15 protein-coding genes and 1 pseudogene are annotated in these 22320 nt (G+C 66.9%); 12 read left to right on the top strand and 4 right to left on the bottom strand.

Features of this window, described 5'->3' with window-relative positions; translation table 11 throughout:
* The first annotated feature begins 2 nt into the window (after nt 1-2).
* Together KO481_RS11695 and KO481_RS11700 are read left to right on the top strand one after the other, a co-directional pair.
* Nucleotides 3-539 carry a VOC family protein gene (locus KO481_RS11695; protein WP_215917062.1) on the top strand — a complete coding sequence of 179 codons (537 nt, stop codon included), beginning with the start codon at nt 3-5 and terminating at the stop codon, nt 537-539.
* Between the two features lie 20 nt (nt 540-559).
* The gene (locus KO481_RS11700) at nt 560-1069 is read left to right on the top strand and encodes a carboxymuconolactone decarboxylase family protein (protein WP_215917063.1); all 510 of its coding nucleotides are present in this window, start codon (nt 560-562) and stop codon (nt 1067-1069) included.
* Between the two features lie 49 nt (nt 1070-1118).
* Here the strand turns inward: KO481_RS11700 and KO481_RS11705 are convergent, their stop codons facing one another.
* Complete coding sequence (locus KO481_RS11705) at nt 1119-2060, bottom strand: alpha/beta fold hydrolase (RefSeq protein WP_245400840.1); 942 nt, start codon at nt 2058-2060, stop codon at nt 1119-1121.
* 241 nt (nt 2061-2301) lie between these two features.
* Here KO481_RS11705 and KO481_RS11710 point away from each other — a divergent pair, with 241 nt between their 5' ends.
* The 5 genes from KO481_RS11710 to KO481_RS11730 are packed head-to-tail and all read left to right on the top strand — an operon-like array spanning nt 2302 to nt 11501.
* The gene (locus KO481_RS11710) at nt 2302-7485 is read left to right on the top strand and encodes a type I polyketide synthase (RefSeq protein WP_215917065.1); all 5184 of its coding nucleotides are present in this window, start codon (nt 2302-2304) and stop codon (nt 7483-7485) included.
* A gap of 33 nt (nt 7486-7518) precedes the next feature.
* Nucleotides 7519-8544: a ketoacyl-ACP synthase III family protein gene (locus KO481_RS11715; RefSeq protein WP_215917066.1), complete on the top strand. Its 1026-nt coding sequence runs from the start codon at nt 7519-7521 to the stop codon at nt 8542-8544.
* Nucleotides 8532-9674 carry a nucleotide disphospho-sugar-binding domain-containing protein gene (locus tag KO481_RS11720; RefSeq protein ID WP_215917067.1) on the top strand — a complete coding sequence of 381 codons (1143 nt, stop codon included), beginning with the start codon at nt 8532-8534 and terminating at the stop codon, nt 9672-9674. The genes KO481_RS11715 and KO481_RS11720 overlap by 13 nt, the downstream gene beginning before the upstream one ends.
* Entirely contained in the window at nt 9671-10582 is a 912-nt protein-coding gene (locus KO481_RS11725; RefSeq protein WP_245400749.1) for a phytanoyl-CoA dioxygenase family protein, read from the top strand. The genes KO481_RS11720 and KO481_RS11725 overlap by 4 nt, the downstream gene beginning before the upstream one ends.
* A 49-nt stretch (nt 10583-10631) precedes the next feature.
* Nucleotides 10632-11501, top strand: a complete 870-nt coding sequence (locus KO481_RS11730; RefSeq protein WP_215917069.1) for a phytanoyl-CoA dioxygenase family protein — start codon at nt 10632-10634, stop codon at nt 11499-11501.
* Nucleotides 11502-11719: 218 nt separating this feature from the next.
* On the opposite strand, the gene KO481_RS11735 is transcribed toward KO481_RS11730, so the two are convergent.
* Complete coding sequence (locus KO481_RS11735; protein ID WP_215917070.1) at nt 11720-12292, bottom strand: TetR/AcrR family transcriptional regulator; 573 nt, start codon at nt 12290-12292, stop codon at nt 11720-11722.
* A 62-nt stretch (nt 12293-12354) separates the two neighbouring features.
* Between KO481_RS11735 and KO481_RS11740 the strand changes: the two genes are divergently transcribed.
* From KO481_RS11740 to KO481_RS11755, 4 genes are all read left to right on the top strand, one after another.
* Complete coding sequence (locus tag KO481_RS11740; protein ID WP_215917071.1) at nt 12355-12756, top strand: nuclear transport factor 2 family protein; 402 nt, start codon at nt 12355-12357, stop codon at nt 12754-12756.
* Nucleotides 12757-12999: 243 nt separating this feature from the next.
* Nucleotides 13000-13590 carry a TIGR03086 family metal-binding protein gene (locus tag KO481_RS11745; protein WP_215917072.1) on the top strand — a complete coding sequence of 197 codons (591 nt, stop codon included), beginning with the start codon at nt 13000-13002 and terminating at the stop codon, nt 13588-13590.
* 235 nt (nt 13591-13825) lie between these two features.
* Nucleotides 13826-14206, top strand: a complete 381-nt coding sequence (locus KO481_RS11750) for a hypothetical protein (protein WP_215917073.1) — start codon at nt 13826-13828, stop codon at nt 14204-14206.
* A 53-nt stretch (nt 14207-14259) separates the two neighbouring features.
* Nucleotides 14260-14814, top strand: a complete 555-nt coding sequence (locus KO481_RS11755; RefSeq protein WP_215917074.1) for a dihydrofolate reductase family protein — start codon at nt 14260-14262, stop codon at nt 14812-14814.
* A 34-nt stretch (nt 14815-14848) separates the two neighbouring features.
* Here the strand turns inward: KO481_RS11755 and KO481_RS11760 are convergent, their stop codons facing one another.
* Complete coding sequence (locus KO481_RS11760; RefSeq protein ID WP_215917075.1) at nt 14849-15157, bottom strand: hypothetical protein; 309 nt, start codon at nt 15155-15157, stop codon at nt 14849-14851.
* Nucleotides 15158-15270: 113 nt separating this feature from the next.
* Complete coding sequence (locus KO481_RS11765) at nt 15271-20487, bottom strand: midas domain-containing protein (protein ID WP_215917076.1); 5217 nt, start codon at nt 20485-20487, stop codon at nt 15271-15273.
* A gap of 1265 nt (nt 20488-21752) precedes the next feature.
* Between KO481_RS11765 and KO481_RS11770 the strand changes: the two are divergent.
* A pseudogene (locus KO481_RS11770) lies at nt 21753-22270 on the top strand (cytosine permease); the annotation flags it as partial.
* Nucleotides 22271-22320 lie beyond the last annotated feature (50 nt).

Below are 22320 nucleotides of genomic sequence, written 5' to 3' on the forward strand. Positions count from 1 at the left end.
CGATGAGCCGCATCTTCGGGAAGATCGCCCAAATGGGCTATGTCGTCCGCGATATCGACACCGAAATGAGCCGGTGGATAAATCAGGGCATCGGCCCGTGGTTCTATGTTCACGAGGTACAGACCGACTTCTTTCGATATCGAGGTGTCGACTCGCCCGCGAAGTTCGGTGTGGCCCTTGCTAATTCGGGCGACATGCAGATCGAGTTGATCCAGCCCCGCGACGACGCCCCGTCGCTGTACAAGGAATTCCTCGACTCCGGCCGGGAAGGCCTGCAGCACATCGCGTATTGGACCGAGGACTACCAGGCCTTGTACGACAGGGCGATCGGCCTCGGATACGAGGTCGGCCACGAGGGATCCATCGGAGGCGAGCTCGGTCGCTTCGCCTACCTCGACACCGAGCAGACTTTCGGGCACGTCATCGAAATATCCGACATCAGCGGCCCCAAAGGCCTTTTCTTCCAATACATCCGAGAGGTCGCGGCCGACTGGGACGGCAGCGACCCCATCCGCGGCGAAGTCGACAAACTCCGCTGAGCACGAAGGGAACGACAACGATGCCCGCCCTCGAATACCCCGACACCGCCACCCTGCCCGAGGATCTGCGCAAGGCCCTGGCCACCCACCAGGCCAACGTGTATCGAATGGTCGCGCATTCGAGGGGAATGGCCGTGAGCTTCCTTTCGATGGCCGATGCGATGCTGCAGACGAATTCGATGCCGATGGCGCTGCGGGAGTTGGCCATCCTGCGCGTCGGGCACGCCTACGGATCCCGTTACGAACTGCACCACCACGAGCGTTTCGCGCGTGCGGTCGGACTGGGGGACACCGCGATCGAGGCCGCGGGCACCGGCGTCACCTGCGGGCTGTCGGAGCGGGAGGTGGCCGTGATCCGTTGGACGGACCGGCTGCTCGCGGAACACACGCTCGACGGCGCCGACCGCGATCACGCCGTGGAGATGTTGTCGGTGACCGGGTTCGCCGATTTCGTTCTCACCGTCGGCTTCTACCAACTCGTCTGCAACTTCCTCAACACCTTCGAGATCGACACTGCCGGAGAAGCCTAGCGCTGCTGCCCGACGCCTGCCGGCCCCGATGATCGAATTGATCCAGCGGCTACCCGGCCCGTGATTCGCGGCCCACGAGCCGGACATCTGTGGACCGCCGCGGCTCGCGGTGCTCGTCCGTCTGCCCGGCGAGCACGTCCAGCAACCGTTCAGTGAATTCCCATGGCGCGCCGAACATTCCGCCGTGATCACCGGGGAACACCACGGGCCGCAGGCCCAGTCGCTCGGCGAGCAGTACCGCCGTCCGGTAGGCGAACTGGCCTTCCGACGTGGTGCCGATCCCGATCACGACCCGCGCCGGTATGGCGCGCAGCGCGTCGAGATCCGGTGTGTATCCGGCGAGCGAGTGCCACATCGGGCCGAAGAAGACCTCCAGGTTTGCCGAGCCGAAGAAGGCCTCGAAGTGCTCCCGCATCGCGGCGATCGCGACCGACGCCGCCGGGTCCGGATCGTCGGGGACGTTGAAACCGGCGTCCGGCAGGAACTTTCGCACTGCCGCACTGATGCCGATGGTGTGCGCGGTCCGGTAGATGTCGGCGTTGTGCGCGCGCTGCGCCTCGGGGTCGGGCAGCAGTTCGGTGATCGGCGGCTCGTGCACGATCAGTGTGTGCACCTGCTCGGGGTGCGTCGCCGCCAGTGCCAGGCCGGTGTTGGACCCTCCGCTGCTGGCGAACACGTACGCGGGCTCGCCGGTCAGCGCGCGTAACAGCCGGTGTGCGTCGTCGGCCTGCGTCTCGACCGTGATGTCCCGCCGCGGATCCTCGACAGTGGACGCGGACAGGCCGCGCGGGTCGTAGGTGAGCACCGTGTAGTGCTCGGCGAGCACCGGCGCGATGTCGTCGTAGACCGACGTGCCCGCCGGCCCGCCCGGGATCAGCAGCAGTAGGGGGCCGCTGCCGCGCACGTGGTAGCTCAGGCGCGCTCCGGGTACGTCCAGGGTGTACCGGTCGTCGGGCTCCCGCGCCGCAACGCCACTCGATCTTCCCAGCATGTCAGCCACTCCAGATCCTTCCTGCGGCTGGCGGATTCCCCGGACTGCGAACGTCTCTCGCGCCGCTCAGCCGAAATCCGCTAACCCCCAACATGATTGGCCGCTAAGCCTTGACCGGCCACCTCTGGGAAGATATATTACATCAACACATGGTATGTGCCATGGAGTTATGGCCCATCGAGTTATGTAATCCGTCTGCCGAGTTGCCGGTCGGATGGACCGATGAGATTTTCTGCCGCCGATGTCGGAAGGGCTGAATATGCACGGATCGTTCACTGCTACCGAATCGAGCGCGGTGCCGATTGCTGTGGTCGGGATCGGCTGTCGACTGCCGGGGGATGCCGATAATCCGGTCGCTTTTTGGGAGTTGCTGCGTAGTGGCGGCAACACCACGTCCGACATTCCGGAGGATCGCTGGCGCTCTTATGCGGAGCTCGGCGCGCGGCACGCCTCGGTACTGCGGAGCACCGTGCGCCGGGGCAGTTTCCTGAGTGGGATCGACGGATTCGACGCGGACTTCTTCGGGGTGTCGCCGCGCGAGGCCGAGCTGATGGACCCGCAGCAGCGAATTCTGCTCGAGGTGGCCTGGGAGGCGTTGGAACACGCCGGTATTCCGCCACGTTCCCTCGCCGGCAGCGACACCAGCGTGTTCGTCGGTGCGTGTACCGACGACTACCGCCGCCGGTTGCTGGAGGATGTGGTCCACATGGACGCCTGGACCGGCATCGGTGCGGCTCGGTGTGCGGTGGCCAACCGGATATCGCACGCGCTGGACCTGCGTGGGCCGAGCCTCGCTGTCGACACGGCGTGCTCGGCGTCCCTGGTCGCACTGCATCTGGCGTGCCAGAGTCTGCGCTCGTCGGAAAGCGGTCTCGCGCTCGTGGCGGGGGTGAATCTGCTGCTCTCCCCGGGAGAAACCATCACCCTGGATCTCGCCGGCGCGCTCGCCTCCGACGGACGCTCCAAGGCGTTCGACGCCACTGCCGACGGCTATGGGCGCGGCGAAGGCTGCGGGGTGGTCGTGCTCAAATTGCTGGCCGACGCCCAGCGCGACGGCGACCGAGTGCTGGCGGTCGTCCGTGGTAGCGCGGTGAGCCAGGACGGATACACCAACGGCATCATGGCGCCCAACCGCGCCGCGCAGGAAGACGTGATGGCACTGGCGTGCCGGAACGCCGGTGTCGATCCGCGGACCGTCGGGTTCGTCGAGGCGCACGGAACCGGAACTCTGCTGGGCGACCCGCAGGAGGCGGCCGCACTCAGCGCCGTGTACGGCGTCGACCGTGCCGACGACGGCTGCTTCATCGGCTCGGTGAAGACCAACATCGGCCACCTGGAGGGGGCCGCGGGCGTGGCCAGCGTCATCAAGGCCGTGCTCGCCCTCTGGCATGCCGAAATCCCCGCCAGCCCATTGGTTTCCGTGCCGAACCCCGCAATTCCATGGCAGGACAACGGTTTACGGATTGCGACAGCACACATGGCGTGGCCGGAGGCCGCGCAGCCGCGTCGGGCGAGCGTGTCCGGATTCGGTTACGGCGGCACCATCGCGCACATCGTCCTCGAACAGGCCCCGACCGAGTCGTTGCCGCCGCGATCATCCGAGTCCCCGGGCCGCCGGATGTTCGTCCTGTCCGCCGCCTCCGAGGAGGCGTTGCGCCGTCGAGCCGACGATCTAGCGGGCTGGTTGTCGATGCGGCCGGGGGAGATCCCGCTCGACTCGCTCGCACACACCCTGGCGATTCGGCGATCCCACCTCGAGCATCGCGCGGCCGTAATCGCCTCGGGCGAGGCGGATTTGATCGAGAAGCTGGGCGCCCTCGCCAAGGACGAGCCGGTGGACGACGCGGCGACCGGCGTGCCTCTTCCGGGCCGCGACGACGGTCTGGTGTGGGTGTTTTCGGGACACGGCTCGCAGTGGGCCGGAATGGGCCGAGAGCTGCTGGCCACCGAGCCCGCCTTCGCGGCGGTGCTGGACGAATTGGCGCCGGTGTTCGCCGAGGAGATCGGTTTCACACCGCGGGAGGCCCTGGCGAGCGGCGACCTCGATGACGTGAGCCGGATTCAAGCGATGATCTTCGCGATGCAGGTCGGCCTGGCCGAGGTATTGCGAAGTTACGGGGTCACCCCGGCCGCGGTGATCGGGCATTCGGTCGGTGAGATCGCCGCCGCGGTGGCCGCAGGTGCGCTCGACCTGACGGCCGGAGCCCGGTTGAGTTGCCGTCGCTCCACGCTCTTGCGCCGGGAGGCGGGGTCGGGCTCGATGGCCATGGTCGGCCTGCCCTTCGCCGAGGTCGAGAGCCGTCTGACCGACCGCCCGGGGCTGTGCGCCGCGATCCACTCCTCGCCCACCTCCACTGTGGTCTCGGGTGACCCGGACGCGCTCGATGTCGTGCTGGAGGAGTGGCGGGCGCAGGGCGTGGTGATCCGGCGGGTGGCCTCGGACGTGGCGTTTCACAGCCCGCGGATGGACCCACTTGCGGCCGAACTGGCCGAGGCGGTATCCGAGTTACGTCCCGCGTCGCCGCGAATACCGTTCTATACCACCGCATTACCCGATTCACGAAGCGTCCCGCTCTTCGACGGTGCGTACTGGGCCGCCAACCTGCGGAATCCGGTGCGACTTGTCGACGCGGTGACCGCGGCGGCCGGCGACGGGTACCGCGCGTTCCTGGAAATCTCGCCGCACCCGGTGGTGACGCATTCGATCAGTGAAACGTTGTCCGAGCTCGGGACCGAATGCGCTTTCGTCGATGGCACGCTGCGACGCGACCGGTCCGAACGGCAGCGACTGCTTTCCACCCTGGGCGCGCTGCACTGCCACGGTTTCCCGATCGACTGGTCCCGGTTGTATCCGACCGGCACCCTGATAGAGGCCCCGGTGAACCCGTGGCGACACCGGTCCCTGTGGTGGCGCCCGCAGCTCAGCGTCGGCACGGCCGCGCAGCACGACCCGGACAGCCGCACTCTGCTGGGCGCGGAGACGACCGTCGTGGGCAGTCCGATCCGGGTGTGGCAGAGCAGCCTCGACGACAGCACCCGCCCGTACCCCGGAAGCCACAGCATCAACGGTGTCGAGATCGTGCCCGCCGCGGTGTTTCTCAGCTCCTTCTTCGAGGCTGCCGCGCCGGACTCGCCCCCACCCGCACTGCGGGGGATCGCGATGCACAGCCCACTGATGACCGCCGAGCACAGGCATATTCAGGTGGTGCTGGACGGAGACTCCGTCCGGTTGGCCTCCCGCGCCGAGAATGCCGACCCGCGGCATGGCTGGGTGACGCATGTCGAGGCGACGGCCGCAGCACCATCCGGTGAGCTGTCGAGCGGGCCGCTGCCTGCCGTCTCGCTGGAAAAGGTTCCGGTCACCATGGTGCACGATCGGCTCAGTGCGGTCGGTGTCCCATCGACCGGTTTCGACTGGACGGTCGTGGAACTCCTGCGCGGCCGTGGTGCGTTGCGCGGCACGGTGACCTTCGAACGGGAAGATCTGTCCACCTGGGCGCCCCTGCTGGATGCGGTGATGAGCCTGGCGCCCGTCGCCTACCCGGGTGCGCCGGTGCTTCGCATGGTCGTCGAGGCGGACGAGATCGCCGTGCTGGGCGAGCCACCGAAGTCCGCCGTGATCGACATCGCGGTACGGGCGGACCGCCCGGATGCGGTGGACGTCACCGTCATCGGGCCCGATGACACGGTGTCGGCCAGGATCACCGGCCTGCGGTACGCGGTCATCGGCGCCGAGCACGCCGGCGTCTCCGACAAGCGGGCGCTCGTGCACGAACTCGTATGGCGCCCATGGGATCACGCGGATGGTTCGCGCTCGGACCGACCGCTGCTCCTCGTGGGCCGTCGAGACACGATGACCGACCACGTGATCGCGCGGGCGGACGCGGTGGGGCGGACCGCTCGTCTGGTCGCCGACCTCGACCAGGCGGGCGACCTCGCCGAAACGGACGTTCTGCTGATACTTCCGGTGGCGGCGACCTGGGATGCCGCCGAGGCACAGCTCAGTTCGCTCGTCGGTGCCACTCAGCGGCTGGCCGAGACCTCCTCGGCTCGGCTGTGGTGTCTCACCACCGGCGCCGTGCGGACGGGAGGAGTTGCCGAGCCCGAGTTCGCTCCGGCGGGTGCGGTGGCAGCCGGGTTCAGCCGGACGGTTACGGGCACGGGCCGGGGGTTGCGGGGAGGCTTGATCGACCTGGACGGACTCGCTGCCGCCGAGCCGTCGGGCACCGCGAGAATCGTGCTCGACCTGATCGGTTCGGCGCTCGACGAGGCCGTGGTCGCGGTGCGGCAGGGACAGCCGCACGTGCCCAGGGTGGCGGGCGTGGTTGCTCAGCCCGCCGACCCGCCCGCGCGGTGTCGTCCCGAGGCCACCTACCTGGTCGTCGGCGGGCCGACTCCGCTCGGCCTGGCAGCGGCCGATCGACTGGTCGAGTTGGGCGCGAGGCGAATTCTGTTCGCGATGCCCGAGCAGTTCCCCGCGCGTGCGCAGTGGGAGTCCGCTGTCGATGAACGGGTGCGAAGCCAGGTCGACGGTGTGCGCGCACTGGAAGCCCGGGGTGTCACGGTCCGTGTCGTCGATCTGGACATCGCCGATCCGGCCCAGGTTGCCGAGCTCGCAGATCCTGACTGGTACGGGTTGCCGGCCATCCGTGGAATCGTCTGTGTCACAGCGCCCGCCGGCGAACCGCCGATCACCGACCGCGATGCGCAGGAGGTGCCGGCCTTGCGGTCGCGCGCCTACGGCCCGTGGTTGCTCCATGAGCTTTTCCCCGTTGAGACCCTGGACTTTCTCACCTTCTTCACGTCGGGTGAGCAAGCGCTCGGTGTGCCCGCGCTACCGGCGGACGGCGCCGCATGCGCCCTGGTCGACGCTCTCGCGGTGCACCGCGCCGGGCAGGGCGAGCGTGCGTTGAGCGTGGGCGTCCTGGCCGACCAGGAAATCGGCCCGGCTGACGCGGTAGCGGCCTGGGATGCTGCCGATGGACGAGGGCTCGGCGCCTGCCTGGTGTTCCGGAGCGCCAGTCCGGAATTGCTGGAACGCGGGCTGTCAGTGCTGACCGAACTTGTTGCCTTGCAAGAGGATCCGGCCGACTCCGCGGAAGAGGCGGACGAGCTGGCCACACTCGATCCGAAGGAGTTGCTGGACAAGCTCACCGCGGAGGTTCGGGCACATATCGCCAAGGAGATGCGGCTGGCCCCCGCCGACCTTTCTCCCACACGGTCGCTCGCGGAGCAGGGGCTGGATTCGATTCTGACCGTCATGGTGCGCCGGCGCTTGGAGAAGCGGTTCGAGTGCCGGCTTCCGGCCACGTTGCTCTGGCACACGCCGACCGTGGTCGCCATCGCGGAGCATGTGGCAGAGCTGTTGTCTTCGTCTGCGCGCGAGGCGAATCCGCGATCCGATGCGGTCGTGCCGGCCGTCTAGGTCCGGGACCCTTTCGAGAATTGGAGAATTGTTATGCGAATCGCGGACGTCTACATCGCGGGAGTCGGCTCGGTCGTTCCGCCCACCATGACGGTGGAACGCGCAGTCGCGGACGGCCTCTATCCCGCTGTGGAAGCCGAGGCGCACGGGTACCTGGGCGTGGCGATCGCGGGTGACCGCCCTGCGCCGGATATGGCACTGGAAGCGGCTCAGGCGGCTGTGAAGCGTGCCGACCTGGAGCCGACCGAACTCGCCCTTCTGCTCTACACCAATACGTGGCACCAGGGGCCGGACGGCTGGCTGCCCCAGTCGTATCTGCGACGACATCTCGTCGGCGGCGCAGTGCCCGCTATGGCGGTCCATCAAGGGTGCGCCGGCATGTTCGACGCGCTCGAACTGGCCTGCTGCTACCTGCGCGCCGAGCCGGCACGGCACAGCGCCCTGCTGGTGGCAGCCGACAACTACGGCACGCCGCTGATCGACCGGTGGCGGATCAACCCGGGCGTGATCGCCGGAGATGCCGCCGTCGCCGTCGCACTGTCGACCGAACGTGGTATCGCGCGGGTACTTTCGGTGTGCACGCTCGGTGTGCCCGAGGGCGAGGAGATACATCGCCGCGGGGAACCGATGTTCCCGCCCACCGTCACCCTCGGTCTCGCGCAGGACTTCACCGCGCGTTTGAGGTATACCCGCGCCAACGGGGCGGACGGTATCCATCCACTGACGCAGCTGCCGGTTCTCATGCGCGAATTGGTGGAGAAGGCGGTTTCGGAGGCCGGCATCGGGATCGAGGATCTGGCCAAGGTCGCCCATGAAGCCCACTCCGGTGAGGTGATCGAACATCGGATCATGGCCTCGCTCGGCTTGGACATGGGGAAGTCGACATGGGACTTCGGCAGGCGCATCGGGCACTGCGGCGCCAGCGACCAGTTCCTGGCCCTCGAACACCTGATCGCCAGCGGCGAGGTGGGGCCGGGAGATCATGTGCTGTTGCTCGCGCAGGCACCGGGAGTGGTGCTGTCGGCTGCGGTGGTCGAGGTGCTGACATGCGAGTACTGATCAGCACGTGGGGATGGCGCTCCCATTATTATCCGATGGTTCCCTTGGCGTGGGGCTTGCTGGCCGCCGGGCACGAGGTGCGGGTCGCGGGCCAGCCGAATCTGTTACCGGCCATCACCGGCTCCGGAGTGCCCGCGGTCGCCGTCGGCCCCGACCTCGATTTCGCAGAGTTGTTTTCCGCCAGCGCAATCGGCGGCGACCACGCGGAAGGCAGTGAAGCGATCACTTCGGACGGCGTGGTCGCGCGCTACGCCGAGGAAGCGGTGAATGATCTCGTGGCATTCGGCCGGTTCTGGCGGCCGGACCTGGTGGTGCACGACCCGTTCAACCTGGCCGCGGCAGTGGCCGCGCAGGTATTGGCTGTCCCCGTGGTCAAGCACCTGTGGGGAGCCGACTTCACCGAAATGACTCCGGTCCAGGATGCGGTCGCGACCGGAGATCTGGTCCGGCGGTTCGGAATCGACCGGCTCCGCGAGGACTCGGACCTGGTGCTGGACCCGTGCCCGCCCGCGATGCAGCTGCCGCCGGGCCGCTCGCCACGCCGGCCCATCCGGTTCGTGCCCTACAACGGCGTCGCGGAACACCCACTGTGGCTACGGTATCCGCCTGCCCGGCCACGGGTGTGCGTCACGTGGGGAACCCTGATGTCCGAAGTAGATCGCGAGGACCTGTTTCTCGCGCCGGGGGTGGTCGAGGCGCTGGCCGAGCTGGACGTCGAGGTCGTGATCGCCGTTGATCCCCGGTCCCGTCCGCGATTCGGTTCGCTGCCGGATAACGCGCGGTTCGCGGATGCGCTCGCGCTGCACGTGGTGCTGCCGAGCTGCCGGGCCGTCGTGCATCAAGGGGGCGCGGGAACGACCATGACCGCACTCGCCGCCGGGGTGCCCCAGTTGATCCTGCCGGCCGTGGTCGATCAGCGGTTCAACGCCACACGACTCGCCGCGGCCGGCGGGGGAGCGATCGCAGATCTCGAGACCGTCACCGCGCAAGTGCACGAACTGCTCACCGAACCGCGCTGGCAGGCCGCGGCCGAGAACCTGGCGGAACACAACACAACGCGTCCCAGCCCCGCGCAGGTCGCCGCCGAACTGCCCGAGCTGCTGGCTTCTCTTGACGGAGCGAACCGATGAACAAGGTAGAACAGGCCGCCCTGGCGTACGAGACCGACGGATACGCCATCCTGCGGAACGTGGTTCCTCCCGACCTGATCGGCGAGGTACGGGAACATGTCGATTGGCTCGTGGCGAAGTATCCCGAGCTGCGGCCCGAGCATCTCCATCACCCATTGATTCGCGATGACGCATTCTGGTGCAGGATGATCCTCGAGCCTGCATTGCTCGACATAGCCGAAGCGGTGTTGGGGCCGAATATTGCTTGCTTTACGGCGCACTACGTGTGCAAACCCCCTGTCGACGGTCACGCCGTGCTGTGGCATCAGGACGGTGCGTATTGGAATCTCGATCCGATGCAGGCGCTGACAGTATGGCTCGCGGTGGATGCCAGCACAGTCGAGAACGGCTGTCTCCGCATCATTCCGGGCACGCACACCCTGCCTCTGCAGGATATCTCGGAGCGACGTGACGTGCCCAACCTGTTGTTCTCCTCGTGCGACCAACGCGTGGTGGAGGAAATGATCGATCGCCACGGCATCGTCGATATCGAACTCCAGCCGGGGGATGTCTCGATCCACCATCCCAACATTCTGCACTCCTCGGCGGCGAATACATCCGACAAGCGGCGTTGCGGCCTCGACATCGGCTACATGCCCGCGAATACCCGTCTCGCCAGCGACGGTCTGTATCTGAACCCACTGCTGGCTCGCGGCAGTGGCGCATCGAATATAAACACGTACCGACCAATTCCCGAGTATCGCCCCGATAAGACCATCGAATTCGCCGGTTGGGACGACTGGAATCAGAAGATCAACGCTCTCAACGAGGCGAGTGGCGCCGGCTCGAATGAGCCTCCGAGCGAGGATCCGGTCGAGGCGGCCCTCCACATGGTCTCCCGGCTCGAGGACAGGACGACAGCCCGGTAGGTGCCCCAGAGCGCCCACAACGACCCCGTCGAGCCGTGAGGTATCCGCTATGAATTATCGATTTTCGTACCCTGTCGACGACGCTGGAGTCGACGATATTGCGTCGGCTCTGAAGATGCACGGGCTGGCGATTGTGGCCAACGTGTTGGACAGCGACACGGTGTCGAAACTTATGAATACGATAGAGCCGGAATTCAGCGCCGACGATTCCGGTCCCTCGGATGGCGGCGAGAAGTATACGGTCCAGGCGGTCCCCGGATTGCTGGGCATCGATCCGATTTATGCCGAGACGCTTCTACTCAATTCGATGTTCTTGGGTGTCGCGGATCGCATACTCGCTCCACGCTGCCACAATTATCGAGTCCAGGTGAGTACCGGCATGCGTATACCGGCCGGGGGTGTGAACCAGTTTCTCCACCGGGAAATGGACATCTACCGGCCGTTCCTGCCGTACGACACGGTGCAGGCGGAGTATGTATTGTTCGCAATGTGGGCAGGTACCGACTTCACGCTCGAGAACGGCGCGACGCGGATGGTACCCGGAAGTCATCTATGGGATGAACAACGGTCGGCGCAGGAACACGAAATCGTCCGTGCGGAGATGCCCAGTGGGTCGGTAGCGATGTGGTTGGGCACGACGTTGCACGCCGGCGCAGCCAATAAAACCCGGAGTCCCAGAACCGGATTCATCTGCGCCCTGGGAGTCGACTGGCTGGTCCAGCAAGAAAATCAGCTGATCACGATTCCACCCGAAGCGGCACGAAAATTGCCGGAAAAAGCCCAGCGTCTGCTCGGGTATCAAGCTTCTCCGATGTACGGCTGGGCCCGCGGGATGAGGTCGGACAACTTGCTCGAGGTCGACCGGTCGGCGTCGAGGTATGTGAATGCCGGGCTGCACGAAGCTGCCGGAGAAGCCTAGTACTCCGGCCGGACTTCGTGATCACGGTGTGAATCGGATCGGCGCTGGTGGTGGCTGGTGCGGGCGCGGTGTTGGTGTCGGCGACGCCAGGTGGACCACCGTAGTCGGTGTCTGATCGTGTGGGCTGGCTGGATCAACACGGCATAGCGGTGCCGAATCTCGTTGCGGGTGAACGCGATCATGTTCGTCGAGTACCAATCCAGCCCTGCAAGCCACGCTCAACGAATCTGCTGGGTGCCCGTCACGGCGCGGCAGGTGGTGATGACGAGTTCGTCGAGCCGTGCGGGAATCGTTTCGCGGCCGAGCAGATGCCGCCGTACCGCGCCGTACGGGACATCGACGACCGCGAACAACACACTCGTGTCATCTATTCCACGGTTGCGCTCGACGAAGGCTCGCAGCGCATCGATCAGGCGTGTGTTCACCTCGGCTCGTGCGCCGGCCAGCTCGTCGGGCCAGTGAGGTACCAGATCCTCCGGTCGGTGCAGCACCAGAAGTGTTGCATCAACGGGATTTTCGCGGCACCAGCGCGGGGTGTGCAGGGCGGCCCGCTCGAGATCGTCGGCCGCCAACGCTGCTATCAGGCCCTCCTGGAACCGCTCCACCGTTCGCAGCCACAACGCCGACAGCAGCAGATCCCGCGACGCGAACCGGTGATACACCGAGCCCACCGGTCCCCCGAGCCGCGCTGCGATCGACGCGATGGTGATCGAGGCCGCACCGCCCTCAGCGGCCAGCGCCGCCGCCGCGTCGAGGATCCGGTCTCGGGTGAACTTCGCGGGTCTTCCCATCTCATCTCCTCGTCGGTTATAGTGCCTTCATTCTAGAACATAAATTCTAAAAAGGAGTGTAGATGCCCAACTCCACCGATGTGGTCAAGGCGTTCTACCGTGCGGCACAACAGCACGACGCCGCCGCGATCCTCGCCGTGCTCCATCCCGACTTCGAGGCCCACGTCGCACCGGGCATGCCGTGTGCGGCCGGGGGCAGCTTTCACGGTCCGCAGCAGGCGCTGACCCGGATCTGGGGTGCGGTCTTCCGGGACTTCGACACCGCGCCCTACGACGAGGAGTGGCATGAATCCGGCACCGCAACCATCGTGGTCACCGGCCACTACCGCGGCACCGCGCGGGCGACCGGCCGCCACTACGAAGCCGAGTTCGCCCATCTGTGGCGGGTGACCGACGGCCGTATCCGCTGGCTGCATCAATACACCGACACCGCCCGCTGGCACGAAGCACTCACCGGCGCATGACAACTCACCCACCCGGTCCAGGCCGAGCCGGGGGCATCCCCGGCTCGCACCGGTCCAGGAACGATAGGGACAGGTGACTCCGCTCGGCGAATCGCTGAGTGGACCCGGAACGCAGAGGTGGGACTGCTCCTGCTCCGTTTCCCCGGACCTGACCGGCGCGGCACTGGAACATTCGGGTCATCCGGTCCCGGCGTGACGGGTTTTTCCAAGACCTGGGCGATCAGCTGAGGAGAATCGACACCCATGAACGACTATGACGCGACCGTTGAGCGCCTGGAGCGGGCGTTGACGCAGATGGCCGAGGCTATCGCGACGATCGGGGCCGGTCGATCGGGGCTACCGACCCCATGCGAAGGCTGGGACGTCCACGCCCTGGTTCGGCACATCGTCGGCCAGAATCTCCGAGACTTCGCGGTGTCGGCCCGCGGCGAGATGGTGGACTGGCAGGCACCGGCCGACGAGCTCCACAGCGATTGGGCTGGGCAGTTCCGCACCGGCGCCGCCGCATTGCTCGAGATATGGCGCGGTGCCGACCTCGACCAGCTGGTCCCGGCCGGCGACGGCGAAGCTCCTCTGCGCGGTCGGCTGGACCAGCAGATCGCTGAACTGGCCGTGCACGCTTGGGATCTCACCCGTGCCACCGACCAGCGCACCACCTTGGACCCGGAACTCGCCGAGTACAGCCTGACCTGGTCGCGGCGGCTGCTGCGTTCCGAATTTCGCGGTCCGGACAAAGCTTTCGGACTCGAGGTCGCTGTCACCCCGGATGCCCCCGCCTACGACCGCCTCGCCGGCTGGTTCGGTCGCGAACCGGACTGGAAGTCACCCAACTAAGGTTCCGGCTTGGATGAGTGACACCGGTCAGGTGGGCTGCCTGCACGGTCGCACACCTCACCGAGTGGCTATGGGTACGCGAGGTCGGACAGCAGCCGGACACAGAGTGACTAGGACCGGGCCTCGTCGGGTCAACAACGTATCTGGTCCCGAGCGGCGTTCAGTTGCTGTTGCAGGCTGCGGTCCGCCCCTGACATGTCGGGGTGCAGACACTCAGCGAGGGACCGTGGACGGGATGGGAGGCATTGGAGTAACTTCGACGGTCAACGGCGAGCAGGTCCGCGGTGAGCCGGTCGCCGTGGGGCAGGTGCAGTCCGTGCGGAGCGTTGTCGTAGACCTCTGGTCGACCGAAGAGAATTTCCTGCTCGCCCACGCCTTCCTGTCCATCCTCGCCGCCGGTCAACGCGAGCTGGAAACATCCACCGACGGGTTGATCGCGTTCACCCGCAACGAGATTCGGCACCGCTATGCCGTGTTGATCCAGCCAGCCCACACGATCAGACACCGACTGCGGTGGTCCACCTGGCGTCGCCGACACCAACACCGCGCCCGCACCAGCCACTACCAGCGCCGATCCGATTCACACCGTGATCACGGAGTCCGGCTGGAGTACTAGCGTTGCTGCCGGCGGACCGATGATTCTGCGCGGTGTGGTCCGTCTGCCTCCCTATGACGAAAGTTCTTTGGCACATCACCATGTCGCTAGACGGCTTCATCGCACCGGCGGACGACTCCGTCGAGTGGATGTTCGGCCATGGTTCGGCGGGGCCGCTCGGGATGGAGACAGTTGAACGTACCGGGGCGGTGCTGTCGGGCCGGCGCGGTTACGACCTCGGGAACCGGCTGGGTGAGGGGAACCGGAAACTCTACGGCGGAATGTGGAGCGGCCCGATGTTCGTGCTGACCCACCGGCCTGGCGAGGTGCCGGAGGATCCGCGCGTTCGCTTTCTGTCCGGTGGCGTTGCCGATGCGGTCGCCACTGCGCAGGCCGCGGCCGGCGCCGGTGCGGTCGGAATCTTCGGCGCGGATCTGGCTCGCCAATGTATCGAGCTCGGTCTGCTGGACGAGATTGTCGTGCATCTGGTGCCGATCCTGCTCGGCGGCGGGGTTCGGCTGTTCGACGGCGTTGGGCCGGTGCGGCTTCGGAAGGTGCGAGGCGATGATTCCGGTCAGATCACCGATCTGCGTTTCGAGATTGTTCGGGAGGATTCGGCTCGCCGATGACCCCTCGACCCGGATGCGGTCCGGCCATTCCTGATCAGCTCAGTCGACGCCGTAGTTCGGTGGCGTAGGCGTCGTAGGCGGCCGAGACCTCGTCGAGGTAGACCAGCTGGGGGAAGTCGATGACCGGTTGGTGCTCGAGGAGGAACGCGGCGGTCTGCTCGACGACGCGCCGCTCGTCCGCGGCGCCGAATCCGAGCTCGGCGAGAACGTCCGGGGCGACCACGAATTGGGATTCGGCAGCGTCGGCGCCGTTCTCCACGCGGACCAGGTACTCGTGGTCGATGACGGGCTCGATACTGATGCGCCGGTCCATGGCGTGCTCCTTCGCGACGAAGACGTCCATCGGTCGGTGATCATGATAGTGCCGCCCCTCGCCGATTCCGGGGCGCTGGTACGAGCCGTGTCGAGCTGGGAGGCGCCATGCGCACACGGCGCCTCCCAGTGTTCGGGCGTGGTTTACAGATCCATGAGATCGGTGGTGAGACTGGTCAATTCATTCCGATAGGCCGCCACGAGCCCGGCCATCGAACTGGATTGTGCCTCCTGGGCCTTGATAATGGTCTCCAGGGCCTGCACCCGACGCTCCAGCTTCGCGATCATCCTGGCCTGATCACTGATCGTGGCCGCCTGCTCACTGATGATCGCCCCGGCGCCGTCGCTCGCCGCCGCCGGCTTCTCGGCCAGCACCACCGAACTCGAGTAGGCCACCAGATCCCGCGTCCCGACCGCCACGGCCGCAGCGTCCGCCACGTGCTCGACATCGGCCTCGGGTTCGAGTTCCGCCTCGTGCTCGACGTCCGCAGCACCCGTGGACTCCGCCACCGCAGCGACCTCATGCTCGCCGGACGAACTCCGATCCGCCTGCGGCACTTCGGTCTCCGCTTCGGCGGTGTGCACGACTTCCGCGTCGGCCGTATGCACGGTCTCCGCCTCGGTCACGTGCACGGTTTCCGCGCCGACCTCTGATTCGGGCTCGACCACCGCAACGGGCGTGGCTTCCACCTCGCCCACAACCACTGCCACAGCGGCCGCAGCCACCCCAGCCCCAACGCCCGGCGCGACCAAACCGCCGGACCCGTTGGCGGTCACCTCGTGAACGGGATGATCGGCTTCGGAGTCCGGTGCGGGCGCTCCTACCGCCACGGCCGCTTCTGCAGGCTCCGGATCGGCCGCAGCGACCGGCTCCGGCGCGGTTTCGAGCTCTGCTTCCACTTCGGCATCGGGCCCCGCTTCGGTCACAGCCTCGGCGGCGGGTTCGGCTTCCGTATCCGCCTCCGAGTCCGGCTCGTCCGCGGTGACGGCTTGCACCTCTTCGACCTGTTCGATCGAATCAGCCTCGGTCTCAGCAACTTCGCTGATCGTCTGGGCGGAGTTGTCGTCGGCGTCCGCCTCGACGAGCGCCGAGTCCGGCGCGACCTTGCCTTCCGTTTCCGCTTCCGAGTCCGGCTCGTCCGCGATGTCGGCCTGCGCCTCCTCGGCCCGCTCGGTCGAATCAGCATCCGTCTCAACAGCTTCGCTGACGGTTTCGGCGGAGTTGTCGTCGGTGACCTCCTCGGCGAGAGGCGCGGGGTCGACCTCCGAGTCCGGCGCGACCTCGGCTTCGGCCTGGGTCTCCGTTGTCTCGCCTACCGAATTACTCTCACCTTCCACCGCTTCCGCAGCGTTGTCCGCAGTCCCGGCGGCAGGCGCCACGGCCGAGGGCTCGGCGTCAGTACCCGAGTCCGCCCCGGCCTCAACGTCCTGCTCGGCCACCGGTCCTGGATCGGTTACCGGCTGAGCCTCCGCGATGGCGGCGGTTTCCGTGGGTGCTTCGGTGGAGTCTTCCTTGGCTGCAACGGTTTCCGCGGCGGTGACTGCTGACTCGTCAGCGTCGGCCGGCGGCTCAGCGTTGGTGTCCGACTCTGTTCCGGTCTCGGCGTCCTGCTGGGCTGCCGGTTCTGGATCGGTAACCGGTTCGGGCTGCGCGGTGGCTTCGGCTTCCGTGGATGCCTCGGCCGAATCGTCCTTGGCTGCAGCGGTTTCCTCGGCGGTGACTGCTGACTCGTCAGCGTCGGCCGGCGGCTCAGCGTTGGTGTCCGACTCGGTTCCGGCCTCGGCATCCTGCTCGGTTGCCGGTTCTGGATCGGTAACCGGTTCGGGCTGCGCAGTGGCTTCGGCTTCCGTGGACGCTTCGACCGAATCATCCTCGGTCGCAACCGCTTCCGCGACAACCTCAACGCGGTCGCCGTCGGTGACCTCGTCGACGACGAGTTCGGGCTCGGCTTCGGTAACCGGCTTGTTCTCGAGGGTAGCCTCGGCAATGGGCTCGGCGGCTTCTACCTTCGCATCCGGTGCTGTCTTCTGCGCGGGCACTCCCACTGCGTCGGCCGTCTCTGCAGGGTCTGCGTCGGTCGCGTCTGCAGCCTCGGGATCGGCCGCAGTAGCCGGCTCGGGGGCGGTTCCGAGTTCTGCTTCCGCCTCGGCATCGGGTCCGGTCTCGGTCGCAGCCTCGGCGGCGGGTTCGGCTTCCGTATCCGCCTCCGAGTCCGGCTCGTCCGCGGTGACGGCCTGCGTGTCGTCGATTTGCTCGGTCGAGTCGGCCTCGGTTTCAACAGCTTCGCCGATCGTTTCGGCCGAGTTGTCGTCGGCTTCCGCCTCGACGGGCGCCTCGGGTTCGACCTCCGCGTCCGGTGCGACGGTGGAGTTGTCGTCGGTGACCTCCTGCACGAGGATTTCGGGGGCGTCTTCCACGCCCGGCTCTGTGTCGGCAGTGGGCTCGGCAACCGCATCCTCCGCGACGGTTACCGCGTTCGCATCTGCCGAGGACTCCGACTTCGGCTGGTCCTCGTCGACGGCGTGGGGCTCGACGATCGCCTCGGACGAATCGCCCTCGGTGTCAACGGCTTCCTCGGCGGTGTCGGCGGGCTCGGCCACTGCCTCGTCCTCGGCCACGGTTTCGGCGGCGGCGGCTTCTACATCTGCGTCCGCTTCGGTGTCGGTCTCCGGTCGGTCCTCTGCGGGGGGCTGTGCCTCCGCGATGACTTCGGCTTGTCCGGGTACCTCGATCGAACCGTCCACGGCCCCAGCTGTTTCCTCGACAGTTTCGGCGGAATCGTCGTCGGTGACCGGCTCCACGAGGATTTCGGGGGCGTCTTCCGCACCCGGCTCGGTGTCTCCCGTTTCCTCGCCATTGGTGACTTCCGCCTCCGCGGCGGTAGACTCCTCATTCGCGACGGGCTCGGCATCGGCCTCTGCCACCAATCCCTGTTCCTCCTGTGCATCCGTAGGTTCGGACTCAGCCGCAACCTCGGCGTCCGGCTGCGGTTGCGCTTCGGTGTCCTCGACCTCGGTATCTGACGTAGTGTCCGCTACCGAATCACCGTCACCCTCAACCATTTCCGCGACCGTGTGCGCTGTCTCTGCAGCTCCTACCTCGGCTATGGGCTCTGCTTCGGCGTCCGATTCGGAGCTCCCCTCGGCGACGGTCCGGGCCTCCGCGACCTCCTCGGTCGAATCGACCTCGGGCTCGGCCGTTTCCTGGACCGCGCCCGTGTCGTCCGGCTCGGGATCCGCTTCGGACGAGTCCTCCGCGGTCGCTTCGGCTACCGAATCACCCTCACCGGAAGCTTGTTCCTCGACCTCAGGTGTAGTTCCGGCGGCCGCGGCTTCGGTCGTCGGCTCCGCTGAAGTGACCGGCTCCGGGTTGTCCTCGGCGGTGGCTTCCACCTCTGCTTCGTCTTCGGTGTTCGACTCGGGCTGGTCCGGTGCGACGGCGTTGGTCTCGGCGATCTCCTCGGGCGTATCATCCTCGGTCTCAACCGCTTCCTCGGCGAGCTCGGCGTCGACCGCTTCCTCGCTCTCGGGGGTCACCGCCTCCGGCTGTGCCGATTCGTCGAGTGCCACGGACTCGGGCTCCGACACGGGTTCCACCGGAGTATCTGCGTCCGGTCCGGCCGCGGCTTCGGGCTCCGGCTGCAGTTCGGCCTCCGGCTCGGGCTGAGCATCCGCTGTCGCGTCGCCCTCCGATTCGGTAGCGGTCGCAGCGCCGGCCACCGCCCCGGACTCCGCTCCGGATTCCGCCTCGGCCTCAGCTTCTGCCGAATCCTCAACTTCGGAGATGCCACTGTCCTCCGTCGACTCCGGTTCGGCGACGGCCACTTCCTCGCCGTCTGCGGTTGCCTCGCCGTCTGCGGTTGCCTCGGCGTCTGCGGCTGCTTCGGCGTCTGCGGCTGCCTCCGCGTTCGCAGACGCCTCGGCGGTCTCTTCTTCCTCGCCGTCGATTGCCGACGCGGCTTCGGCGGCAGTGTTCTCCTCAGCAGCAGGCGATTCCGGTTCACCCTCCTGCTCGGGTACCTCGGCGTCCACTACTCCGGCCTCGACTACACCGGCCTCGGCTCCATCCTGAGCGACCGCCTCGTCTGCGACAGCCACGACCTCAGCGACCGGTTCGGCCTCGACACTGTCCGCCGACTCCGCCACCGCGACATCCTCAGTCGCGGGCTCGGTTCCGGCCGGCTCGTCCGTCTCGGAGTTGTCGGCCTCTGTTACGGTCGCTTCCGATTCCGTCACTTCCACACTGTCCGTGACTGTCTCGGTGGCCGACTCCGCCGTCTCAGCTTGTCCGTCCTCAACTACCGGCTCGGCCTCTACGATGTCCTCGGCCGCAGGGGACTCAGCCTCGGCCTCCGACTCACCGGGCGAATCCGCCGAGGAAGCGACTTCCTCCCCTTCCCGCTCCGCTGCCTCTACTTCGGCCTCGTCGACCTGGTCGCTGTCGGCGGGCGCGTCCCCATCGGTCGTCGCCTCTTCGGCATCTGCCGACGCCTCGGCGACCGCCTCCCCGCCGATCTCCACCCCGGCGTCGGCCGGTTCAGGCGATTCAGTGGTGGCGGCCTCTGTCGACTCAGCTGCCTCTGCCGTGGCGGCTTCGGCTACTTCCTCGTCGGCTGCCGTGGATGTGTCCGGGGTATGTTCCGGGGAATCGGGTTCCGGCGCTTCCTTATCGGTAGCGGGCTCCGGTTCGGCGGGTGGCTGGTTCTCGGCGCTGGGCTCGTGGTCGGTGACTTCCTCGGTCGCGGTGGCTTCGTTCTCAGCGGCCTTCGAGTTCTCGGGGGTGCTCGCAGCCTCGGTGGTGGTTGCCGGGTCGTTCTGCGGTGCTTCGTCTTCGGTGATCGTCTCCGGCTCGGGCGTGACCGCGGTGGCTGCTTCCGGCTCGTTCTCGGCGGGCGCCTCGTCGGTGGCGGTCGCCTCGTCGTCGGTCGCTACCGGCTCCGATTCCTCGGCGGCGTCCGCCGTCTCGGTTTCCGGGCTGCCTTGCGGCGCTTCATCTTCGGCCGACGGTTCCGGCGTCGTATCGGCAGCCGCCTGTGCTGGAGCTTCGGTCGATCCTTCGGCCTCGGCTTCCGCGCCCTCGGTGGCGGCATCATCCGCGGCGGGTTCCACCTCGACCACCGCCGCGTCATCTTTCGTCAACTCTTCTGTAACCTCCTGTGCCCCTGCATCTTCAGCAACCCCAGCCTCACCCTCGACTTTCGGTTCACCCTCGGTGGGCGCCGCTCCGTTCGCCGCGGCGGGGGTGGCGGTGGCGGCCGTCTCGGTTGCGGCCACCGCCTCCTCGCCCTCGGTAGCTGTCGTTGTCTCCTCGGCGGCGGCCGTGTCGTCGTTGGTCATCGTCCGGTCGTCGGGAGTTGTCATATCTTTCCACCCTCTCGAAAGCGTGCTGAATCTCCGGCTCGAGGTCCGGAGGCCTACAGCCTCGCACGAGATCGAGGTTGCTGCGCGCGAATCAGGCGGTGCTGGTACGCAATTGAGCGGACTCGCCCGAGGGAGACCATTCTGTGATCAATGGCCTTGATGACGTCGGGGCTCGCGCCTCGAGCGAGTCGTGTCCGGTGCGGACCGGACGTGTGGGCCGCCTGCGGGTTCCGGCTACGCTGAAAGTTTGCTGCACGTCACTGAATTCGTTATTGGTGACACTTGCACGAGGCCCGTGGGTGGGTAGATCCGGCCTCCGGCGCACGTGATTCGGCGGACCGTGCCCACTCCGGCAGCGCCGACGACGATAGCTCCGACGACCAACTGACAGCACGGCTGCGCGGTGAAATGGACTGGTGCCCAACAACTGTGGCGGGTACCTCGTTTCCGGTCCGGCACGCCGGAGTCGGTGTCCCCGGTGTCACGGCGCCGGAATTCTCGACGATCGTGGCCGAGGTCGGCATGGGCGGCGTGGGGCCTCTCGACCATCCGGCCAGCAACCAAACTGCGCTCATCTCAGGAAAGGTCCTGGACTGCAATGCCTTTAGGGCGGGTGACAAGGGCCGATCCGAGGCTCGGTCGAAGCGCGTACGGACGGGACGCCCACCATGCCTCGCTCCCCGAAATCGGCGCGCGGGACGACCGGCGCACCGCCGGCGCGAGGCGAGGCGCTTCATGGTGCCAATCACGGGCGGATCACGACGTTAAATCTAATTCCGTTGTGCCATCGGCTATTTCGATCATCACGCTCATATCACTCCGGGCTCGTACACGGTGCCCGGAATTTCGGCATCGTCCACAGCGGGATCTCTGGATCGCAGGGCGCATCGCCGGTCGATCGGATTTCGGGCGGCGGGTCCCGGCCGATCCCGCGACAGCCGTCAGCTCGTCCGGTCGAACTCCACCCGATTCGTTCCGCCGAGCTTCGTTCGATTCGTTCCGCCGAGCGCGATCCGAATCGCGGAACTCGGATTCATATAGCCGGGTGCGCGCCCGCGGCGTGAAATTCGATGAGGGGTGCTCGGCTGCCGAGCCCGCCGACTTCGTTGATCGTCCTAGCCGAGAGGAGCGTCGATGACGCATTGCTACGCTTCGAGGGATCCGGGAATGTGCGCGCGGATGTCGACATGACTCCGGGATGGTCCTCTCGGGCCGACGGCCGATGGCCCCGACGACGACCCAGCCACGGCCACGCAGCGGACCGTGTGCTCTTTTTCGGTGCCATCGTGGTCGTCATGGCCGGCGGTCAGTTCAAAATCAACGGCAAGATCGTGAGCAGCCCCGCCGATATCGTGCACGCCATCCCGAATACCGCACTGCTGGTCGCCGCGTCGCTGGCATTGCTGATCCTGACCATCGCGGTGAATCTGATGGCCAACTTCGTCGCCCCGATCTACGCGCTGACCAACCTCTTTCCTGAAAGGCTGAACTTCGCCCGCGCGGGTCTGGTCAGTGCTGTCATCGGCGTGGTGATCTAAAGCTGTATACCGACGCCGCCTACCACTATCGCCACGGAGTGAACCCGCGCGCCATAGCGGCGTTCGTCCCGGCCGCCGCGCTCTCCCTGTTGTTCGCGTTCCTGCCGGCGCTGCGCGATGTGTCCGCGTTCGCGTGGTTCATCGGCGCCGGCCTGGGAGCGATCATCCATTACGCACTGGCGGATCGCGGCGCGACGTTCGTAGACGTTTCGGGCGAATCGATCGCGGTCGAGAGCGTTCACTGACTGATCCGGGCGCGGTCGAGAATGGATCCGCGCCCGCCCCGAGCTGCGAC

This window comes from Nocardia albiluteola, from assembly GCF_018860155.1.
Taxonomy (GTDB): domain Bacteria; phylum Actinomycetota; class Actinomycetes; order Mycobacteriales; family Mycobacteriaceae; genus Nocardia; species Nocardia albiluteola.

Excerpts from the sequence above, each read along its gene's own strand:
- KO481_RS11755 (WP_215917074.1), top strand. The coding sequence starts at position 14,260 with ATGACGAAAGTTCTTTGGCACATCACCATGTCGCTAGACGGCTTCATC.
- KO481_RS11750 (WP_215917073.1), top strand. The coding sequence starts at position 13,826 with ATGGGAGGCATTGGAGTAACTTCGACGGTCAACGGCGAGCAGGTCCGC.
- KO481_RS11725 (WP_245400749.1), top strand. The coding sequence starts at position 9,671 with ATGAACAAGGTAGAACAGGCCGCCCTGGCGTACGAGACCGACGGATAC.
- KO481_RS11695 (WP_215917062.1), top strand. The coding sequence starts at position 3 with ATGAGCCGCATCTTCGGGAAGATCGCCCAAATGGGCTATGTCGTCCGC.
- KO481_RS11710 (WP_215917065.1), top strand. The coding sequence starts at position 2,302 with ATGTCGGAAGGGCTGAATATGCACGGATCGTTCACTGCTACCGAATCG.
- KO481_RS11745 (WP_215917072.1), top strand. The coding sequence starts at position 13,000 with ATGAACGACTATGACGCGACCGTTGAGCGCCTGGAGCGGGCGTTGACG.
- KO481_RS11700 (WP_215917063.1), top strand. The coding sequence starts at position 560 with ATGCCCGCCCTCGAATACCCCGACACCGCCACCCTGCCCGAGGATCTG.
- KO481_RS11735 (WP_215917070.1), bottom strand. The coding sequence starts at position 12,292 with ATGGGAAGACCCGCGAAGTTCACCCGAGACCGGATCCTCGACGCGGCG.
- KO481_RS11765 (WP_215917076.1), bottom strand. The coding sequence starts at position 20,487 with ATGACAACTCCCGACGACCGGACGATGACCAACGACGACACGGCCGCC.
- KO481_RS11720 (WP_215917067.1), top strand. The coding sequence starts at position 8,532 with ATGCGAGTACTGATCAGCACGTGGGGATGGCGCTCCCATTATTATCCG.
- KO481_RS11705 (WP_245400840.1), bottom strand. The coding sequence starts at position 2,060 with ATGCTGGGAAGATCGAGTGGCGTTGCGGCGCGGGAGCCCGACGACCGG.
- KO481_RS11715 (WP_215917066.1), top strand. The coding sequence starts at position 7,519 with ATGCGAATCGCGGACGTCTACATCGCGGGAGTCGGCTCGGTCGTTCCG.
- KO481_RS11730 (WP_215917069.1), top strand. The coding sequence starts at position 10,632 with ATGAATTATCGATTTTCGTACCCTGTCGACGACGCTGGAGTCGACGAT.
- KO481_RS11760 (WP_215917075.1), bottom strand. The coding sequence starts at position 15,157 with ATGGACGTCTTCGTCGCGAAGGAGCACGCCATGGACCGGCGCATCAGT.
- KO481_RS11740 (WP_215917071.1), top strand. The coding sequence starts at position 12,355 with ATGCCCAACTCCACCGATGTGGTCAAGGCGTTCTACCGTGCGGCACAA.